This is a genomic window from Streptosporangium longisporum, from assembly GCF_039534895.1.
In the GTDB taxonomy this organism is placed as follows: Bacteria; Actinomycetota; Actinomycetes; order Streptosporangiales; family Streptosporangiaceae; genus Streptosporangium; species Streptosporangium longisporum.
Genome location: NZ_BAAAWD010000015.1, coordinates 777,482 through 797,982 on the forward strand (window position 1 = coordinate 777,482; position 20,501 = coordinate 797,982).

Consider the following 20,501-nt stretch of genomic DNA (forward strand, 5'->3'; position numbering starts at 1 on the left):
GTGACCTACTCCTACTTCATCACCAACACGGGCAGGACGCCTCTCTCCGACGTGAGGATCATCGAGACCGCCTTCTCCGGTACGGGTCCGCATTCCGCGGTCGTCTGCCCCACGGGAATGCTGGTGGCGCAGGAATCGACGACCTGCACGAGCACCTACGTCGTCACCCAGGCCGACATCGACGCCGGAGCCATCGCCGACACCGCGATCGCCTCGGGCACGCCACCCATCGGTACCGGACCGGACGTCACCTCCGCCCCCTCCACCGCCACGGTGAGCGTCGCCTCCGCACCCGGCCTGGCACTGCTGAAGACGGCCTCGCCGACCATAGTGGTGGCGGCGGGACAGAGGGTGACGTACTCCTACCTGATCGTCAACACCGGCAACACCACGCTGACCGGGGTGACGGTGACGGGTACGTCCTTCTCGGGTTCGGGAACACCACCGGCGACCACCTGCCCGGTGACGACGCTGGCGCCGCAGGCCTCGACGACCTGCACCGGCACCTACGTCGTCACGCAGGCCGATGTCGACGCCGGGAGCGTCGTCAACACCGCGACCGCCACCGGCACACCCCCCACCGGGGCCGCCATCACCTCCGCCTCCTCCACCGCGACGGTGACCGCCACCCCGGCTCCCGGCCTGGCCCTGCTGAAGACCGCCTCACCGATCACCGTGACCGCCGCCGGACGGACCGTGACCTACTCCTACGCGATCGTCAACACCGGCAACACCACGCTGACCGGCATCAGGCTGACCACCACCGCCTTCACCGGAACCGGCACCCCCACCCCGATCACCTGCCCCGTCACCACGCTCGCCCCGCAGGCCACCACCACCTGCACGAACGTGTACGCCGTCACCCAGGCCGACGTCGACGCCGGGAGCGTCGTCAACACCGCCGTCGCCACCGGCACACCCCCCACCGGGGCCGCCATCACCTCCGCCTCCTCCACCGCGACGGTGACCGCCACCCCGGCTCCCGGTCTCGCCCTGCTGAAGACCGCCTCACCGATCACCGTGACCGCCGCCGGACGGACCGTGACCTACTCCTACGCGATCGTCAACACCGGCAACCTCACCCTGACCGGGGTCAGGGTGACCACCGTCGCCTTCACCGGCACCGGAACCCCCACCCCGATCACCTGCCCGGCCACCACCCTCGCCCCGCAGGCCACCACCACCTGCACGAGCACCTACGTCCTCACCCAGGCCGACATCGACGCCGGGACGATCACCAACACCGCCGTCGCCACCGGCACACCCCGCACCGGGCCCGCCGTCACCTCCGCCTCCTCGACCGCCACGGTGGGCGTCATCTCCAGCCCCGGTCTCGCCCTGCTGAAGACGGCCTCACCGGCCACGGTGACGGCCGCCGGGCCGACCGTGACCTACTCCTACCTGGTCGTCAACACCGGCAACCTCACGCTGACCGGCGTGGGCGTCACCACCACCGCCTTCACCGGAACCGGAACCCCCACCCCGATCACCTGCCCGGCCACCACCCTCGCCCCGCAGACCTCCACCACCTGCACCGGCACCTACGTCGTCACCCAGGCCGACATCGACGCCGGGACGATCACCAACACCGCGACCGCCTCGGGCACACCCCCCACCGGGACCGCCATGACCTCCGCCCCGTCGACCGCGACGGTGACCGCCACCCCGGCCTCCGGCCTGGCCCTGCTGAAGACCGCCTCACCGATCACCGTGACCGCCGCCGGACGGACCGTGACCTACTCCTACGCGATCGTCAACACCGGCAACCTCACCCTGACCGGCGTGGGCATCACGACCACCGCTTTCACCGGAACCGGAACCCCCACCCCGATCACCTGCCCGGCCACCACCCTCGCCCCGCAGACCTCCACCACCTGCACGAGCACGTACGTCACCACCCAGGCCGACATCAACGCCGGAGCCATCGCCAACACCGCCGTCGCCGCCGCCACATCACCGTCGGGGTCGGCGGTGACCTCCACCCCCTCCGCCGCCACGGTCAGCGCCTTTTCCGCTCCGAGCCTCGCCGTGCTGAAGACGGCCTTCCCGGTGACCGTGACGCAAGGGGGCCAGGCGATCGCCTACTCCTACGCGGTCGTCAACACCGGCAACACCACGCTGACCGGGGTCGGGGTGACCACCACCGCCTTCACCGGAACCGGAACCCCCACCCCGATCACCTGCCCGGCCACCACCCTCGCCCCGCAGGCCACCACGACCTGCACGAGCACGTACGTCACCACCCAGGCCGACATCGACGCCGGATCCGTCACCAACACCGCGACCGCCACGGGCACACCCCCCACCGGACCGGCCGTCACCTCGGCCCCCTCCACCGCCACGGTGACCGCCACCCCGGCTCCCGGCCTGGCGCTGCTGAAGACCGCCGCACCGGCCACGGTGGCCACGGCGGGCCGGGTCGTGACCTACTCCTACCTGGTGCTCAACACCGGCAACACGACGCTGACGGGCGTGGGCGTCACGACCACCGCCTTCTCCGGAACCGGAACCCCCACCCCGATCACCTGCCCCGTCACCACCCTCGCCCCGCAGGCCTCCACCACCTGCACCAGCACGTACGTCGTCACCCAGGCCGACATCGACGCCGGGACCGTCGCCAACACCGCCGTCGCCACCGCCACGCCACCCACCGGCCCCGCCGTCAGCTCCCCCGCCTCCACCGCGACGGTCACCACCATCGCCGCCCCCGCCCTGGCGGTGCTCAAGACGGCCTTCCCGGTGGTCGCCACCCAGGAGGGGCAGACGATCGCCTACTCCTACGCGGTCGTCAACACCGGCAACACCACGCTGACCGAGGTGTTCGTCACCGACGTCTCCACCGCCTCCGGCACCCCCACCGCGATCACCTGCCCGGTCACCACGCTCGCCCCGCAAGCCTCCACCACCTGCACCGGTGCCTACGTCGTCACCCAGGCGGATGTCGACGCGGAATCCATCGTCAACACCGCCGTCGCCACCGGCACACCCCCCACCAGGCCGGCCGTCACCTCCGTCCCGTCGACGGCGACGGTCACCCTGGCCGCGGCTCCCGCGCTGGCGCTGCTGAAGACGGCCTCACCGACCGCGGTGGCCGCGGCGGGCCGGGTCGTCACCTACTCCTACCTGGTCGCCAACACCGGCAACACGACCCTGACGAGCGTGGGCGTCACCACCACCGCCTTCTCCGGCACCGGCACCCCCACCGCGGTCACCTGCCCGGTCACCGTCCTTCCCCCCGGGCAGAACACCACCTGCACGAGCACCTACACCGTCACCCAGGCCGACATCAACACCGGAAGCATCGTCAACACCGCCACCGCCACGGGAACACCCCCGACCGGACCAGCCGTCACCTCGTCTCCCTCCACCGCCACGGTCAGCGCGACCGCCGTCCCCACCCTGGCGCTGCTCAAGACGGCCTCGCCGACCACCGTGGCCGCGGCGGGCCGGGTCGTCACCTACTCCTACCTGATCCTCAACACCGGCAACACGACCCTGACGAGCGTGGGCGTCACCACCACCGCCTTCTCCGGCACCGGCACCCCCACCGCGGTCACCTGCCCGGTCACCGTCCTTCCCCCCGGGCAGAACACCACCTGCACGAGCACCTACACCGTCACCCAGGCCGACATCAACACCGGAAGCATCGTCAACACCGCCGTCGCCACCGGCACACCACCCACCGGACCAGCCGTCACCTCCACCCCCTCCACCGCCACGGTCACCGCCACCGCCGCCCCCACCATCGCCCTGCTGAAGACCGCCTCACCGACCACGGTGGCCGCGGCCGGGTGGGTCGTGACCTACTCCTACCTGGTCGCCAACACCGGCAACACGACCCTGACCGGTGTGGGCGTCACGACCACCGCCTTCACCGGCACCGGCACCCCCACCCCGATCACCTGCCCGGTCACCGTCCTCCCCCCTGGGGAGAACACCACCTGCACCAACGTCTACGTCACCACCCAGGCCGACATCAACACCGGGACCATCGTCAACACCGCCGTCGCCACCGGCACACCACCCACCGGACCGGCCGTGACCTCCGCCCCGTCCACCGCGACGGTCAGCGCCCCGTCCGCTCCCGCCCTCGCCCTGCTGAAGACCGCCTCACCGACCACGGCGACCGCCGCCGGGCAGACCGTGACCTACTCCTACCTGATCACCAACACCGGCAACACGACCCTGACCGGCGTGGACGCCACGACCACCGCCTTTTCCGGAACCGGCACCCCCACCCCGATCTCCTGCCCCGTCACCACGCTCGCCCCGCAAGCCTCCACCACCTGCACCAGCACCTACGCCGTCACCCAGGCCGACATCAACACCGGAAGCATCGTCAACACCGCCGTCGCCACCGGCACACCCCCCACCGGACCGGCCGTCACCTCGGCCGCCTCCACCGCCACGGTCACCGCCACCGCCGCCCCGACCCTGGCGCTGCTCAAGACGGCCTCGCCGACCACGGTGACCACGGCGGGCCGGGTCGTGACCTACTCCTACCTGGTCGCCAACACCGGCAACACGACGCTGACGGGCGTGGACGTGACGACCACCGTCTTCACCGGCACCGGCACCGGCAGCCCGATCACCTGCCCGATCACGACCCTGGCCCCCCAGGCCACCACCACCTGCACGAGCACCTACGCCGTCACCCAGGCCGACATCAACACCGGATCCATCGCCAACACCGCGACCGCCACGGGCACGCCCCCCACCGGACCGGCCGTGACCTCGTCCCCGTCGACCGCGACGGTCACCGCCCCGTCCGCTCCCACCCTCGCCCTCCTCAAGACCGCCTCACCGACCACGGTCGCCGCGGCCGGGCAGAGCGTGACCTACTCCTACCTGGTCGCCAACACCGGCAACAGCACCCTGACCGGCGTGGACGTGACCACCACCGCCTTCACCGGAACCGGAACCCCCACCGCGATCACCTGCCCGGTCACGGTCCTCGCCCCCGGGGAGAACGCCACCTGCACGAGCACCTACGTCGTCACCCAGGCAGACATCAACACCGGATCCATCGCCAACACCGCGACCGCCACGGGCACACCACCCACCGGACCGGCCGTGACCTCCACCCCCTCCACCGCCACGGTCACCGCCCCGTCAGCTCCCGCCATCGCCCTGCTGAAGACGGCCTTCCCCACGGCCTCGACGCAGGCGGGCGAGACGATCACCTACTCGTACACGGTCGCCAACACCGGCAACACCACCCTGACCGGCGTGGACGTCACCGACACCGCCTTCTCCGGCACCGGCACGCCACCCACGATCATCTGCCCGGTGACCACCCTGGCGCCGCAGGACCTGACGACCTGTACCGGCACGTACCTCACCACCCAGGCCGACGTCGACACCGGGACCATCGTCAACACCGCCGTCGCCACCGGAACACCCCCCACCGGACCGGTCGTGACCTCCGCCCCGTCCACCGCGACGGTCACCGAAGATCCGGCCCCCGGCCTGGCGCTGCTGAAGACGGCGTCGCCGAGCACGGTGACCGCGGCCGGGCAGACGGTGACCTACTCCTACCTGGTGGCCAACACCGGCAACAGCACCCTGACCGGGGTGGACGTCACCACCACCGCCTTCACCGGAACGGGAACCCCCACCGCGACCACCTGCCCGATCACCGTCCTCACCCCGGGACAGAACACCACCTGCACCGGCACCTACGTCGTCACCCAGGCCGACATCAACACCGGAAGCATCGTCAACACCGCCGTCGCCTCGGGCACACCCCCCGTCGGACCGGCCGTGACCTCGGCCCCGTCGACCGCGACGGTCACCGCTCCTCCCGCTCCCGCCCTGGCCCTGCTCAAGGCCGCCTCGCCGAACACGGTGACCGCGGCCGGGCAGACCGTGACCTACTCCTACCTGGTCACCAACACCGGCAACACCACCCTGACCGGCCTCGGTGCCGCCGACACCGCCTTCACCGGCACCGGAACCCCCACCCCGATCACCTGCCCCGTCACCACGCTCGCCCCGCAGACCTCCACCACCTGTACGAGCACCTATGCCGTCACCCAGGCCGACATCAACGCCGGGACCATCGTCAACACCGCGGTCGCCACCGGCACGCCCCCCACCGGACCGGCCGTCGCCTCCCCGCCGTCGACCAACACGATCACCGCCACCGCCGCTCCGACCCTGGCGCTGCTCAAGACCGCCTCACCGACCACGGTCGCCGCGGCCGGGCAGACGGTGACCTACTCCCACCTGGTCACCAACACCGGCAACACCACCCTGACCGGCGTGAGCGTCACCGGCACCGCCTTCACCGGCACCGGCACGCCCCCGCAGGTCACCTGCCCGGCCACCACGCTCGCCCCCCAGGACATCACCGTCTGCACCGGCACGTACGTCGTCACCCAGGCCGACGTCGACACCGGGTCCATCGCCAACACCGCCGTCGCCACCGGCACACCACCCGTCGGGCCCGCCGTGACCTCCGCCCCCTCCACCGCCACGGTCACCGCCACCGCAGCCCCGGCGCTGATCCTCCTGAAGACGGCCTTCCCCACGGCCACGACCGAGGCGGGCCAGACCATCACCTACTCGTACGCGATCGCCAACACCGGCAACACCACCCTGACCGGCGTGGGCGTGACGACCACCGCCTTCTCCGGCACCGGCACCCCCAGCGCGATCACCTGCCCCGTCACCGTCCTCGTCCCGCAGAACGCGACGACCTGCACGAGCACCTACGTCACCACCCAGGCCGACATCGACGCCGGGTCCATCGCCAACACCGCCGTCGCCACCGGCACACCACCCGTCGGGCCCGCCGTCGCCTCGGCCCCCTCCACCGCCACGGTCACCGCCACCCCGGCCCCCGGCCTGGCACTGCTGAAGACGGCGTCACCGGCCGCCGTGACCGCGGCCGGGCAGAGGGTGACCTACTCCTACCTGGTCGCCAACACCGGCAACACCGTCCTGACGGACGTGAGCATGACCACCACCGCCTTCTCCGGCACCGGGACCCCTACCGCGATCACCTGCCCCGTCACGGTCCTCGCGCCCGGGGAGAGCATCACCTGCACCAACGCCTACGTCGTCACCCAGGCCGACATGGACGGCGGAGCCGTCGTCAGCACCGCCACCGTCACCGGCACACCGCCCGGGGGCCCCGCCCTGCCCCCCGTCCCCTCCACCGGCACCGTCGTCGTCGAGACGGCTCCCGCCCTGGCCCTGTTGAAGACGGCCTCCCCCACCTCCGCGACCGAGGCGGGCCAGACGATCACCTACTCGTACGTGATCGTCAACACCGGCAACACCACCCTGACCGGAGTGACCCTGACCGGCACGTTCTTCTCGGGGTCGGGCACGCCCCCGCGGGCCACCTGCCCGGTCACCACGCTCGCTCCCCAGGCCACGACGACCTGCACCGGCGCCTACGTCGTCACCCAGGCCGACATCGACGCCGGGGTCATCACCAACACCGCGACCGTCTCGGGCACGTCGCCCACCGGTCTCGTCGTGACCTCCGCCCCCTCCACCGCGACGGTCGGCAAGGAGCCGACGTCGGGCCTGGCGCTGCTGAAGACGGCGTCGCCGACCACGGTGACGGCCGCGGGGCAGCGGATCATCTACTCCCACACGATCGTCAACACCGGGGACACCACCCTGACCGACGTGGGCGTCACCGACACCGCCTTCTCCGGCACCGGCACGCCCCCGCAGGTCACCTGCCCCGCCGCCACCCTCGCCCCCCAGGCCAGGACGGTCTGCACCGGCACGTACATCGCCACGCAGGCCGACATCGACGCCGGCGGCATCGTGAACACCGCGACCGCCTCGGGCACGTCGCCCACCGGTCTCGTCGTGACCTCCGCCCCCTCCACCGCGACGGTCGTCGAGGTGCCGGCTCCCGGCCTGGCGCTGCTCAAGACGGCGTCGCCGACCACGGTGACGGCCGCGGGACGGACGGTGCTCTACTCCTACGACGTCGTCAACACCGGCAACTCCACGCTGACCGGTATCAGCGTGACCGACACCTCCTCGGGGTCCGGCACGCCGACCCAGATCACCTGCCCGGCGACCACCCTGGCGCCGCAGGCCACCACGACCTGCACCGGCACCTACGTCATCACCCAGGCCGACATCAACACCGGATCCATCGTCAACACCGCGCTCGCCACGGGCACGCCCCCGTCCGGCCCCGCGGTCGTCTCCGCACCGTCCACGGTGGCGATCATCGCCGAACCGGCCCCCGAACTGGCGTTGCTCAAGACCGCCGACCCGACGGCGCTGCTCGGGCCGGACCAGACGATCACCTACTCGTACCGGGTCATCAACACCGGTAACGCCACACTGAGCGGCGTCAACGTGACCGACATCCTCTTCTCGGGCTCGGGTACGCTCTCGCGGGTCACCTGCCCGTCGGCCACCCTGGCGCCGCAGAACTCGATGACCTGCACGAGCACGTACGTCACCACCCAGGCCGACGTCGACGCCGGCGCGATCGTCAACAGCGCCGTCGCCTCGGGCACGCCACCCATGGGACCGGCGGTGACCTCCGCCCCCTCCACCGCGACGGTCAGCAAGGAGCCGACTCCCAGCCTGGCGCTGCTGACGACGGCGTCACCGAGCACGCTGACGGCCGCGGAACGAACCCTCACCTACTCCTACCTGATCGTCAACACCGGCAACACGACCCTGAACGGGGTGAGCGTCGCGATCACCTCGTTCTCCGGTACGGGGACGCCCGGCGCGATCACCTGCCCGACGCGGACGCTGGAGCCGCAGCAGGCCACGACCTGCACCGGCACCTACGTCACCACCCAGGCCGACATCGACACCGGGAGCATCGTCAACACGGCCCAGGCGTCCGGTGTGTCGGACACCGCTCCCGCGGTGGTCGTCGCCCCGCCGCTGGCGGCCGTGGTGGTCTCCTCGGCCTCGTCCACGGTGGCGGTGGCCATCGCGCCGGCTCCCAGCCTGGCGCTGCTGAAGACGGCGTCACCGAGCGCGCTGACGGGTGCGGGACGGACCCTGACCTACTCCTACCTGATCGTCAACACCGGCAACACGACCCTGAACGGGGTGAGCGTGACGACCACCGTCTTCACCGGATCCGGGACGCCCTCGGCGATCACCTGCCCGGTGACGACCCTCGTGCCGCAGGACACCACGACCTGCACGAGCACCTACGTCACCACCCAGACCGACGTCGACGTCGGCGCGATCGTGAACACCGCGACCGCGTCGGGCACCTCCCGGCTGGGCATCGTGGCCGTCTCGGACGTCTCGACCGCGACGGTCAGCACCGTGGCGGCCCCCGCCCTGACGCTGCTGAAGAGCGCCGAGCCGAGCACCGCCGGGCAAGGGCGGACGATCACCTACTTCTACCTGGTCGTCAACACCGGCAACACGACGCTGAGCGACGTGCGCGTGACCGACATCTCCTCGGCGTCGGGGGCACCACCACAGATCACCTGCCCGCGGACGAGCCTGGCGCCGCAGGAGTCCACGACCTGCACGAGCACCTACGTGGCCACCCGCGCCGACATCGCCTCCGGCGCGATCGTGAACGTCGCGACCGCCTCGGGCAGCCTCTTCCCCGGCGCGGTCACCGGCTCCAACCCCTCGGCCGCGACCGTCACGACGACCGGTTCACGGGCCGGCGGCGGCGACGGCGACGCCACCACGGGCCACAGGGCCGAGATCCGCTCCGGCTCGTCGACGTGCACCACGGTCGAGTTCCTCGGGCAGCGGCGGGTGTGCTGCGAACGGAGGAACCCGTCGCGGTGGCATCGGCCCCACGACCGCCGGTGCGGCACCGGTCTGCTCCAGACGTCCCGGCGGTCCCCGCTTCCCGGCGACCGGACCAGTCCCGACCGCAGGACCCGTTCCGACGACCGCCGTGCCGCGACATAGGGTGCAGTGATGCGGACCCGCCCTCTCGCCGACCGCGTCGTGACCGGCTCCGACGACGGGACGCGGCCGTTCCCGGACGCCCTGGTCGCGGCCGGCGTCGTCGGGGTGTTCTGGGTGCCGCCCGCGCTCGGGGCCGCGGACCCGCCGCGCCTGGTGGCCGGGCTGGTGCTGGCCTCGGTCGCGGGCGCGGCGATGATCCTCCGGCGGCGCCTGCCGGTCCCGGCGACGGCGGCCGCCGGGATCGCCACCGTCGCGGGAGCGGCCCTGGGAGTGTGCCAGGACCCCATGCTCGCCACGGCCTGGTGCCTGTACTCCCTCGCGATCGCCCGCGCCTCCCGTACCCGCGCGTTCGTCCTCGTCCTGGCCGGAGCCGTCGCGGCGCTGACGGCGGTGACCGGTGTCCCGGAGGAGGGCGTGAGCGGCGCCGGGCAGCGGCTGCTCCTCTCCGTGGCCGCGCTGAGCGTCGCCTGGCTGCTCGGCGCGACCGTCGCCGGGCGGATCGAGGCCGCCCGGGAGGCGGAGCGGGCCCGCGTGCAGCTGGAGGTGGCGCGCGAGGTGCACGACGTGGTCGGCCACGCGCTCGGGGTGATCGGCGCGGAGGCGGGCGTGACGCGCGGCCTCCGGGACGCGGGTGAGCAGGAGCTGCGCGACTCGCTGGCCGGCATCGAGGCGCACGCCAGGAGCGCGCTGGAGGAGATGCAGGGTCTCGTACGGACGCTGCGTTCCTCCCCCGCCGCCATGGTCGGGCGTGAGGACGCGGGCGCTCGTGACATGCTCCCGGTCCCGGTCCCTGAACCACGGGAGACGGTCGCCGGGATCGCGCAGCTGCCCTCGGTGGTCGCCGCGACGCGCGGCGCCGGGGTGGGCGTCGACGCGCGGATCGACGTGGACGGGCACGTCGACCCCGCCATCGGCGCGGTGGTCCTGCGGATCGTCCAGGAGGGGCTGAGCAACGTGGTCCGGCACGCGGGCGGCGCGGGATGCGCGGTGGACGTCCACCGGGACGGCGACGTGATCGTCGCGAGCGTCCGCGACCACGGCCCGGGGGCCCGGCCGGACGGGGGCTCCGGGTTCGGGCTGCTGGGGATGCGGGAGCGGGCCCGCCTGGTGAACGGCACCGTGACCTGGCGGAACCACCCGGAGGGCGGGTTCGAGGTCACCGCGCGCCTGCCCCTGCGGGACGCCTCGTGACCGGGCCGGCGGACGGGTCCGGGACGGAGGACGAGGTGATCGGCGTCCTGCTCGCCGACGACGACGAGCGCTTCCGCGGCGTGTACCGCAAGCTGTTCGACCGGACCGCGGGGTTCCGGGTCGCCGGGGAGGCGTCCGACGGGGCCGAGGCGGCCAGGCTCGCCGGGGCGCTGAGACCGGCGGTGGCGCTGCTCGACGTGCAGATGCCGGGCACCGACGGTCTGGAGGCGGCGCGCCGCATCCTGCGGGACACGAGCACCCGGGTGATCATGCTGACGACCTTCGACCTCGACGAGTACGTGTACGAGGCGCTGACGCTCGGGGCGTCGGGGTTCCTGCTGAAGAACGCGTCCCCTCCGGAGGTGCTCCAGGCGGTCCGTACCGTCCGGGCGGGCAACGCCGTCCTCGCCCCGGAGGTCACCGCGAGGCTCCTGCGGCGGTTCGCGCCGCACCGGCCCGAGCGCGGGCACGCGTTCGCCGGCCAGGTGCTCTCCGAGCGGGAGACGCAGGTCATCCGGTTCGTCGCGCGCGGGTACACGAACCAGCAGATCGCCGACGAGCTGTTCCTGAGCGTGGAGACGGTCCGCACGTACCTGCGGCGCATGTTCGCCAAGCTCGGCGTGAACGACCGCACGCACCTGGCCGTGCTCGCCCACGAGGCGGGGCTGCTGCACGAGCCGCGGAGCGGGTGACCCGCACACCGCCGGGAGCGGTCCCGCCGGTGCCGGTCCGGCAGGTGTCTACTTTCGGGTGACGCGGGCCGGGGCCCTCGCGCAGCAGGCTGAAGCCGTCCATCCGACGAGACGGCGAAACGGCGAGGCAGGCGATGATCGAGGTTGTTCGGCTCAGCAAGCGGTACGGGGACAAGGTGGCCGTCGACGACGTCGGCTTCACCGCGCGTCCCGGCCGGGTCACCGGCTTTCTCGGCCCGAACGGAGCCGGCAAGTCCAGCACGCTGCGCATCCTGCTGGGACTGGACGCGGCGACGAGCGGCACCGCGTCGATCAACGGGAAGCGGTACCGCGACCTGGACCGCCCGCTGCGCACCGTCGGGGCGCTGCTCGACGGGGCGGGCCCGGTGCCCGAACGCCGGGCCGTCGACCACCTCGCCTGGGTCGCCCGGTCCAACGGGATACCCCCGCGCAGGGTCGGTGAGGTGCTGGACGTGGTGGGCCTGGCCGACGTCGCCCGGCAGCGGGTGAGGAAGTACTCGCTGGGGATGGGGCAGCGGCTCGGCATCGCCGTGGCGCTGCTCGGCGACCCGGAGATCCTCGTCCTCGACGAGCCCGCGAACGGGCTGGACCCGGAGGGGATCCGCTGGATCCGCACCCTCCTGCGCGACCACGCCGCGTCCGGCCGTACCGTGCTGCTGTCCAGCCACCTGATGGCGGAGATGGCCGGCACCGCCGACGACGTGGTCGTCATCGACCACGGCCGCGTCGTCGCCCAGGGACCCGTCGCCGAGGTCACCGCGGGGCACCCGTCGCTGGAGGCGGCGTTCTTCGCGCTCACCGGCGACCGTCCGGGACCGGGACGGTGAGCGCCGTGCCGCGGACGTCCCCCGCACCCACCGGCCGGTCGTCCCGGACCGGGACGACGGGCGCCGTGCTGCACGCGACCCGGGCGGAGCTGTCCAAGATCCTGACCCTGCCGGGCGTGTGGATCGTCACCGGGATCATCCTCGCCCTCGACGTGCTGGTCATGTCCGCCTCGGCCGGGCTCTACGCCGAGGCGGTGGCGAACATCACCCCGGACGGCATCATCGAGATCTTCATCGGCGAGCCCCAGGCGGCGACCGTGGCGGTCCTCGACATGCTCGTCGCGTCCTCCCTGCAGATCGGCGTGTTCCTGCCGATCCCCGCCGCTGTGATCGCCGGGCAGGAGTTCCGCTCGCACCAGCTCGGGCTGAGCGTGCTCGCGGTCCCGCGCAGGGGCCGGCTGCTGGCCGCGAAGGTCCTCGCGACCACCGCGTACCTGCTCGTCGTGGCGGTCCTGATCGCGGGGATCAGCACCGCGTTCACGTACGCCGCCGTCAGGGACTGGAACCCGGGGCTGCTCCTGACCGGCGACGCGTTCCTCGGCCAGGGGAGGTTCGTCGTCTTCGCGGTGCTGTTCTCGCTGACGGGTTTCGCGATCACCGTCATCGCCCGGAGCACCCTGATCGGCATCGCCGTCACCGTCGTCCTGCTCGCCCTCACCATGATGCGGTCACCGGCCCGCACCGGGCCCGGCCTGGACGCGTTCCTGCCGGCCGGCGCCGGGCGGAACCTGCTGCTGGACGCCGGGGCGAACCACCTCAGCGCCGGCCCGGTACACGGCCTGCTCGTGCTCGTCGGCTGGGCCCTGGCGACCACGCTCATCGCCGGGATCACCCTCGGCAGGAGGGACGCGCGATGAGCACCGGGAAGACCGTCAGGACCGACGGGCCCGGCGATCCCGGAAGACCCGGCGGGCCCGCCGGGTCCGGAAGGTCCGGTGATCCCGGTGATCCCGGTGATCCTGGAAGGCCCGGTGATCCTGGAAGGCCCGGTGATCCTGGAAGGCCCGGCGCGCTCCTCCGGTCCGGTGAGGCGTCGCGAACCGCCCGCGCCCCACGGTTCGGCGACGTCCTGGCCTCGGAGCTCCTCAAGATCCGTACCCTGCCCGCCACCTGGATCGCCCTGGCCCTCGCGTCGGCCGCGAACCTCGCCCTCGCCGTCCTGGCCACCACGGACGCCGTGCGGATCACCGGTCAGGACGGGCCGGTCGCGATCGAGCGGCTGGGCACGCTCATGCTGTCCCCGGCCTACGTCCTCATCGCGATCGCCGTCCACGCGGCGGGCGGCGAGTACCGCACCGGGCAGATCCGCGTCAGCCTCGCCGCCGTCCCCGGCCGGAACCAGCTCCAGGCCGCCCGGCTCGCCGCGACCACGGTGGCCGTCCTGCTCGCGACGGTCCCCGCGATCCTTCCGGCCCACCTCGTCCGGTACGTCCCGCAGGTCACCGGCGGGCACCTCGGGGCCGGTGCCGCGGCCCGTGACCTCGCGGCGCTCCTGGGCGTCCATCTCCTGCTCGGCCTGATCGCCCATGGCCTCGCCGTCGTCACGAGGAGCGTCGTCATCCCGCTGACCGTTCTCGTCGTCACGCCGGTCCTCATCTCGCCGCTGCTGCGGGGAGGCCTGCCGGAGCTGGTGAGGCTCCTCCCCCACGAGGCGGCCCTCGATCTCCTCGGCACGGCGGACGACCCGGGCACCTCCCTCGGCCGGACCGGCGGGCTGCTCGTCCTCACCGCCTGGGCGCTCCTGCTCACCGCGGCCTCCTGGACGGCCTTCTCCCGTCGGGACGTCTGAGGGTCCCCACCTGGAGCCGGAACCTCCCGTAACAGCCGAGACGATCCCGCCCTCCCGGAAGCCGCGATCTCCCGTACCGGCCGGGACGACCTCGCCTCCCACGGGCCGAGGTCTCCCGTACCGGCATCACCCGTCGGCAGGGAGGACCCACACCCGCAGGGGCCCGATCGGCCGGCAGCCGTTACGGATCGCGGCGCGCAGCGCGTCGTCCCGCTCGTACCCCACCACCGGCCGGTCGGGGGCGATCCGGGCCGCCGCGTCCAGCAGGCCGCCCCACACCTCGTCGGGGTCCCGCTCGCCACAGAACACGTTGGAGACCCCGACGGCCCGCTCGGACAGGTTCACCATCGCACCCGCGACGACGCGCCCGCAGAGACGACCGGCGACGACCCTGCATTCCGGGCTCTCCAGCAGGCTCGGCAGGAACACCCCGGCGGCCTCGTCCGCGCAGGCCGACCTCCAGGCGTCGAGTTCGTCCGCGGAGGTGACCTCCTCCCAGCTCAGGGAGCCTCCGGCGGGCCGGTCGCGTCCCGCCGGACGATGGATCCAGGTCGCCTCGAACAACGGCTCGTACCCGGCCGGGCCGAGGTCGAGGGTCGCGAAGCTGTCCTTCACCCCGGTCCCCGGCACGGGGGCGCCAAGAGCACCGAGAGCGCCGACGACATCGTCCGCGCTCGTCCGCGGCGACAGGGTGACCAGGCTCGGGTAGTACGCCAGGCGATGACGCCGGTTCACCCAGAACCCCGGACCGAACTCACCGGGCAGGCCGTGACTGCGGCACACGAGGTCGCACCATTCCGCGTTGTTCCGGGCGGCCACGGCCACCGGCCCCTCCGACACGGGAACCTCCTCCTCACGCAGTCACGCAGTCACCCAGTCACGCAGCCACGCAGCCACGGTGCCCGCCCGGCCGGGCGGCCGTCACACGACCTGCGCCGCGGCGCTCCACGATACGGCCGGACCCGGAGGTTCCACACCATGCCGCCCGGTCGGCGCGTACCACCCCGGCCGGTAGCATCGGGCGGAAAATCTTTCCCGTACGAGCCCGTTGGACGTGTCGAATGAACGCGCACACTCACGGTTCCGAACCCCGCGGCGACGACCCGCGGGGTTCGACCTGGGACGTCCTCGCGAAGCCCTACTTCGGTGAGGCCGGGGCGGCTCCCCCGTGGATCGTCCAGTACCTGGACGGCTCCAACGTGCCGGGGGACCGCATACGCCTGGGCGACCCGACGACCAGGACGTACGTCATACTGAGCAAGTTCATGGACAGGTACGTCTGTGCGGAGATCTTCGAGGCGCGCGGGCTCTCCGACGTCCAGCGGGAGCGGCTTCACGCGCTGGGCTGGAGACTGGAGGCCACCGGGACCTCGCAGATCCGTCCCACCTGGACCGTCAGCTGGACCTGGTACGAGAGGGACGTGGAGTTCCTCATGGGTCGCGCCGAGGCCGTCATCGGCGCGTTGCGCGACGTGCTCGCCGTGCCGCCGGAGCGGCTGCGATGCTGGACGTGGGGCGAGGACGGCCCCCTCGACGCCCCGTCCCGCTTCAGGGATCGCGACGAGCGGCCCACGGCCACCGGCGCTCCCGCCCTGTGCACCGGCTGGGAGGACCTGCGACGGCGCCTGGACTGGGTGCTGCAGACCCTCCCCACCGACAGCGCCGTGATCCTGACCGACAGAGATCGCGGCGGGGTGCAGTTCATGAGCGATCGCCTCGGCTTCATGGACACCGGCGCGCTCGACTACCGGCCGGCGTCGGGGGAGCTCCCGGATCGGGACGCCCCGAGGAACGACCGCGAGCGGCGGCTGTTCGAGCTCGGCTGGACGCCCGAGACGGCCGGCGCGAGATCGGTCAGCTGGACGATCGGCAGGCCGGTCGTCTGGGCGGACATCGGGCCGCTGGCCACGCAGGCGGTCGAGGCACTGCGGGTGCTCGGTTTCCACGACCCCTCGGAGCTGGCCGTCAAGACCTTCCGCAACGGCATGGGCGACGAGCACGTGAAGCACGTCGCCGGGGAGCTGGGCATCCGTCCCGAGGAACCCTGACGGTGGGCCACCCTTCCACGGCCCCTCGTGGGGACGACGACACGGGGGATTCGATCTGGGACGTCCTCGCGGAACCCCATGTCGTCGAGTACCACACCGGTGAGCAGGGCCGGTTCGCCCACTCGTGGCTCGTCTCCTGCCTGGACGACTGCGAGTCGGCGGGTGACCGCGTGCGCCTGGGCGATTCGACGACCGGGACGTACGTCATGCTGAGCCTGTTCATGGAGGAGTACGCCCACGCGGAGATCTTCGAGGCGCGCGGGCTCTCCGACGTCCAGCGGGAGCGGCTTCACGCGCTGGGCTGGAGACCGGAGACCACCGGGACCTCGCCGATCCGCCCCACCTGGTCCCTGCGCTGGGGATGGTACGAACCCGACAAGGAACACCTCGCCCGTTGTGGTGAGGCCGTCATCGGCGCGTTGCGCGACGTGCTCGCCGTGCCGCCGGAGCGGCTGCGCTGCCGGTCGTGGGGCGAGGACGGCCCCCTCGACGTGCCGGACCGGTTGCGTGATCGCGACGAGCGGCCCACGGCCACCGGCGCTCCCGCCCTGTGCACCGGCTGGGAGGACCTGCGACGGCGCCTGGACTGGGTGCTGCTGACCCTCCCCACCGAGAGCGCCGTGGTCATGCGCAACGAGGACCACGGCGTGGTCCAGTTCATGACGGGTGTGGACGGTCTGGTGAGCACCGGCGCGATCGACCACCACCCCGGCGGGCCGGAGCTCCCGGAGCCGGGCGATCCCAGGACCGACCGCGAGCGGCGGCTGTTCGAGATCGGCTGGACGCCCGAAACGGCCACCCCGGCGTACATCGGCTGGACGCTCGGCACGCCGATCATCTGGGCGGACGCCGGGCCGCCGGCCACACAGGCGGTCGAGGCACTGCGGGCGCTCGGTTTCCACGACCCCTCGGAGATCACCGTCAGGACCTTCCGCAACGGCAGGGGCCTCGGGCCCGTGGCGTACGTCGCCGGGGAGCTGGGCCTTCGCCCCGAGAAGACCTGACCCGCAGCACCCCCTCATCGGCGGCGTCTCCTCCTCCCCGGCGTCTCCTCACCGGCGGCGTCCGGAAGGCGGCTCCCGGGCCCGGCGTCCCGGACGGTGATCCTCCGCACTGAGGACCCGGGCCCGCACCGGCCCGGAAACGATTGCCCGGGATATGAAAAGACGGCGTACCGACGGCCGTCCGCTGCAGGAGTTCGAGACGTTCACGCTCGGCATCAACGAGACGGACCCCGTCTCGGTGGCGAACTCCTACGCGACTCTCGCCGCCCGCGGCCGCTTCTGCGAGCCGACGGTGATCACGGAGATCCGCGACGCCTCGGGGGCGCCGCGTTCCTTCCCGCCGCGGTGCCGGGAGGTCCTGGACCCGGCGGTCGCCGACGCGGTCACCGCGGTGCTGTCGGACGCCCTGGCGGGGAGCCTGCCGCAGGGCGTCGGCCGCGAGGCGGCGGGCATGCCGGGCACGTCCGACGGCTACACCGCGGCCTGGTACGCCGGCTACACCCCCGTCCTGGCCTCGGCCGTCAGCCTCGGCGACCCGCGCGGCGCGTTCCAGCACACGCTGCAGGACGTCACCGTCGGCGGCCGGCACTACGAGCGGGTGGAGGGGACGTCGATCCCCGGCCCGATCTGGAAGGAGACGATGACCGAGGCGTTACGGGACACGCCGGAGACCGGCTTCACCCGGCCGGACGAAGGCCGCTTCGGCGCCTGCCGCGACGCCTGCCCCGGCTGACCACGGTCGGCGGCCCGGCCGCCTCACGTGGAGCGGCCGGGCACCCCCGCACCGGTTCGGGACCCGGGCCGGTCAGCCCATGAGCCTGACCCCGCCGGGGTGGTCGTCTCCGTCGCCCGTGTCAGCCGACGCTGGCGATGACGGCGAAGCGCGCGCCGTGGGGGTCGGTGAGCACGGCGAAACGTCCGACGCCCTCGATGTCCACGGCGGGTGCGACAACGTCGCCGCCGAGCTCCCGCACCCGGGCGACGGACGCGTCACAGTCGGCCACCTCGAAGTAGGACAGCCAGTGCGGCCTGTCCCCCTCCCCGAGGGTCATGACGCCTCCCAGGTCCTGGCCGTCGTCACCGGCGGTCGACAGCAGCAGGTACGGCATGTCGCCGAACGCGATGTCCTGGACCTTCCAGCCGAAGGCGGCCTGGTAGAAGGGCCGGACGGCATCCAGCTCGGGGACGTACAGCTCCAGCCAGGCCAGGGAGCCGTTCTCGGTGACGAGGTCCAGGCCCGTGATCGTGCCCGGCTGCCAGACGGCGAACTCCGCACCGCCGGGATCGGTGAACCCGGCCATCCTGCCCTTGTCGAAGACGTCGTCCGGCGCGATGCGCACGGTCCCGCCCCCCTGCTCGACCGCCTTGGCCGTGGCGTCGGCGTCGGCGGTGTGGAAGTACGGCGTCCACGCCGGGACCGCCCCCTCCTGGGTGAGCGGCCCGACGGCGGCGACGACCTTGCCGTCGAGCTCGAAGAAGCCGTAGCCGCCCGCCTGCGGACCGGCCGACTGGAAGCTCCAGCCGAGCAGGGAACCGTAGAAGGCGGCGGCGGCCTCGACGTCGGGCGTGCCCAGGTCGATCCAGTTGGGGGCGCCGGGGACATAGCGGGTGGTGAGCATAGGCCTCTTCCTTGATGGGGGCACGGGCCGGTGACCCGTCCTGCGGATCGCCATACTTCCGGACTTCCGGGCTTCCGGGGCTCCGTGCGCGGGGGCGGAATCGTCGAACCGATCGCCCGCCAGCCTGACAGACCCCACCGACAGTTCTTCGATCACCCGCACCCGGGGCCCGGACCCGCACCGGCCGTCGAACCGCGCCGTGCGGAGCACGGAGAAGGCAGGCGGAGCACGGAGAAGAGGCCGCCCAGGAGAGCGCCGGGACGCTCACCCGGTGACGCCGTCCCCTCCGCGTACGCGCCGCACGAGGTCGCCGGCGGCCTGCGGCCACCGGGGGTGGTCGAAGGTGAAGCCCGCCTCGAGCAGGCGGCCGGGGACGACCCGGCGGCTCTTCAGCAGGAGTTCGGTGTCCGAGCGCAGCGCGAACGCGCCGATCTCCGCCATCCACCTCGTCGCGGGCAGGCCGATGCGGGCACCCCACGCGGCGCGCAGCGCGCGCATGAACGCACGCTGCGGCAGGGGTTCGGGGGCGGCGAGGTTCACCGGCCCGGCGAGGTCGTCCCGGCCGGCCAGGAACTCGACGGCGCGGACGAAGTCACGGTCGTGGATCCAGGACACGTACTGCGCGCCTCCCGCGATCGGGCCGCCGAGGCCGAGCCGCGCCATCCGCGACAGGACGTCGAAGACGCCGCCGCGGTCGGGGCTCATCACCATGGCGGTGCGCAGCGCGACCTTGCGCGTGTGCGGGGTCTCGGCCCGCTCCTGCTCCCGCTCCCACGCCTTCGCGATCTCGACGCTGTAGGCCCAGTAGCGCGGGACGCCGGGTTCGGTTCCGCCGAGCACGCCGGTCGCCTCGTCGTTGGGGGCGTCGAAGCGGTGGGCATAGACGGTGGCGGTGCTCATCTGCAGCCAGACCCGGGGCGGCCGCGCGGCGGCCGCGATCGCCTCGCCCACGACCCGGGTGGAGTGCACGCGCGAGTCCATCATGGCCTTCAGGTTGGCGGGGGTGTAGCGGCAGTCGACGCTGCGACCGGCCAGGTTGACCACGACGTCGCTGCCGTCGATCTCCTCCGCCCAGGGCCCGAGGGTCTCCCCGTCCCAGCTGGCCTCACGTTCCCGTACCGGCCGCCTGGTCAGCACCACGACGTCATGCCCCGCGGCCGTCAGCGCACGGTCCAGGATCGCACCCACCTGACCGCTTCCTCCGGGTATCACTGTCTTCATCGGACCCCCCAGGCTCGGTGGGACCAGCCTAGGGCAGCGCACTGAACGCGTTCAAAAGAGGGTGGCCGTTCACACCGGAGACGGAGGAGTCCTTGGCGCGACACGAGGACGCAGGCCGCCCCGATGACTCGAAAATCATCGGTTTCCGACATACCCGGCATAGCATCGAAAAGGTCGCACCTTCACCCGGTCGATGATGAG

At 72.6% G+C, this 20,501-nt stretch carries 12 protein-coding genes; 9 read left to right on the forward strand and 3 right to left on the reverse strand.

What is annotated here, in order from left to right:
• From ABD832_RS29770 to ABD832_RS29795, 6 genes are all read left to right on the forward strand, one after another.
• Nucleotides 1-9,888 (forward strand): beta strand repeat-containing protein, encoded by a 9,888-nt coding sequence (locus ABD832_RS29770; protein WP_344901489.1) that lies wholly within the window; start codon nucleotides 1-3, stop codon nucleotides 9,886-9,888.
• Between the two features lie 9 nt (nucleotides 9,889-9,897).
• A complete protein-coding gene (locus ABD832_RS29775) occupies nucleotides 9,898-11,079 on the forward strand; it encodes a sensor histidine kinase (RefSeq protein WP_344901492.1) in 1,182 nt (393 codons plus the stop codon).
• The gene (locus ABD832_RS29780; RefSeq protein ID WP_344901495.1) at nucleotides 11,076-11,771 is read left to right on the forward strand and encodes a response regulator; all 696 of its coding nucleotides are present in this window, start codon (nucleotides 11,076-11,078) and stop codon (nucleotides 11,769-11,771) included. The genes ABD832_RS29775 and ABD832_RS29780 overlap by 4 nt, the downstream gene beginning before the upstream one ends.
• A 134-nt stretch (nucleotides 11,772-11,905) precedes the next feature.
• On the forward strand, nucleotides 11,906-12,619 hold the full coding sequence (locus ABD832_RS29785; RefSeq protein WP_344901498.1) for an ABC transporter ATP-binding protein: 714 nt from the start codon (nucleotides 11,906-11,908) through the stop codon (nucleotides 12,617-12,619).
• Nucleotides 12,616-13,476 (forward strand): ABC transporter permease, encoded by an 861-nt coding sequence (locus ABD832_RS29790; protein WP_344901501.1) that lies wholly within the window; start codon nucleotides 12,616-12,618, stop codon nucleotides 13,474-13,476. The genes ABD832_RS29785 and ABD832_RS29790 overlap by 4 nt, the downstream gene beginning before the upstream one ends.
• A complete protein-coding gene (locus tag ABD832_RS29795; protein WP_344901504.1) occupies nucleotides 13,473-14,408 on the forward strand; it encodes an ABC transporter in 936 nt (311 codons plus the stop codon). Before ABD832_RS29790 ends, ABD832_RS29795 begins: the two co-directional genes overlap by 4 nt.
• Nucleotides 14,409-14,534: 126 nt before the next feature.
• On the opposite strand, the gene ABD832_RS29800 is transcribed toward ABD832_RS29795, so the two are convergent.
• The gene (locus ABD832_RS29800; RefSeq protein WP_344901507.1) at nucleotides 14,535-15,248 is read right to left on the reverse strand and encodes a hypothetical protein; all 714 of its coding nucleotides are present in this window, start codon (nucleotides 15,246-15,248) and stop codon (nucleotides 14,535-14,537) included.
• A gap of 221 nt (nucleotides 15,249-15,469) precedes the next feature.
• Here ABD832_RS29800 and ABD832_RS29805 point away from each other — a divergent pair, with 221 nt between their 5' ends.
• The 3 genes from ABD832_RS29805 to ABD832_RS29815 all read left to right on the forward strand — a co-directional run bounded on the left by ABD832_RS29805 (nucleotide 15,470) and on the right by ABD832_RS29815 (nucleotide 18,193).
• Entirely contained in the window at nucleotides 15,470-16,456 is a 987-nt protein-coding gene (locus ABD832_RS29805) for a TY-Chap domain-containing protein (RefSeq protein WP_344901510.1), read from the forward strand.
• A 2-nt stretch (nucleotides 16,457-16,458) separates the two neighbouring features.
• Nucleotides 16,459-17,460 (forward strand): TY-Chap domain-containing protein, encoded by a 1,002-nt coding sequence (locus tag ABD832_RS29810; protein WP_344901513.1) that lies wholly within the window; start codon nucleotides 16,459-16,461, stop codon nucleotides 17,458-17,460.
• Between the two features lie 154 nt (nucleotides 17,461-17,614).
• A complete protein-coding gene (locus tag ABD832_RS29815; protein WP_344901517.1) occupies nucleotides 17,615-18,193 on the forward strand; it encodes a hypothetical protein in 579 nt (192 codons plus the stop codon).
• Nucleotides 18,194-18,314: 121 nt separating this feature from the next.
• On the opposite strand, the gene ABD832_RS29820 is transcribed toward ABD832_RS29815, so the two are convergent.
• Together ABD832_RS29820 and ABD832_RS29825 are read right to left on the reverse strand one after the other, a co-directional pair.
• Complete coding sequence (locus ABD832_RS29820) at nucleotides 18,315-19,079, reverse strand: VOC family protein (RefSeq protein ID WP_344901520.1); 765 nt, start codon at nucleotides 19,077-19,079, stop codon at nucleotides 18,315-18,317.
• A gap of 264 nt (nucleotides 19,080-19,343) precedes the next feature.
• Nucleotides 19,344-20,300 carry a TIGR01777 family oxidoreductase gene (locus ABD832_RS29825; RefSeq protein WP_344901523.1) on the reverse strand — a complete coding sequence of 319 codons (957 nt, stop codon included), beginning with the start codon at nucleotides 20,298-20,300 and terminating at the stop codon, nucleotides 19,344-19,346.
• Nucleotides 20,301-20,501: the final 201 nt, after the last annotated feature.

Bases quoted from the DNA above. Each gene is read 5' to 3' on its own strand.
- ABD832_RS29805 (WP_344901510.1), top strand. From the start codon at position 15,470: ATGAACGCGCACACTCACGGTTCCGAACCCCGCGGCGACGACCCGCGG.
- ABD832_RS29815 (WP_344901517.1), top strand. From the start codon at position 17,615: ATGAAAAGACGGCGTACCGACGGCCGTCCGCTGCAGGAGTTCGAGACG.
- ABD832_RS29785 (WP_344901498.1), top strand. From the start codon at position 11,906: ATGATCGAGGTTGTTCGGCTCAGCAAGCGGTACGGGGACAAGGTGGCC.
- ABD832_RS29795 (WP_344901504.1), top strand. From the start codon at position 13,473: ATGAGCACCGGGAAGACCGTCAGGACCGACGGGCCCGGCGATCCCGGA.
- ABD832_RS29775 (WP_344901492.1), top strand. From the start codon at position 9,898: ATGCGGACCCGCCCTCTCGCCGACCGCGTCGTGACCGGCTCCGACGAC.
- ABD832_RS29825 (WP_344901523.1), bottom strand. From the start codon at position 20,300: ATGAAGACAGTGATACCCGGAGGAAGCGGTCAGGTGGGTGCGATCCTG.
- ABD832_RS29820 (WP_344901520.1), bottom strand. From the start codon at position 19,079: ATGCTCACCACCCGCTATGTCCCCGGCGCCCCCAACTGGATCGACCTG.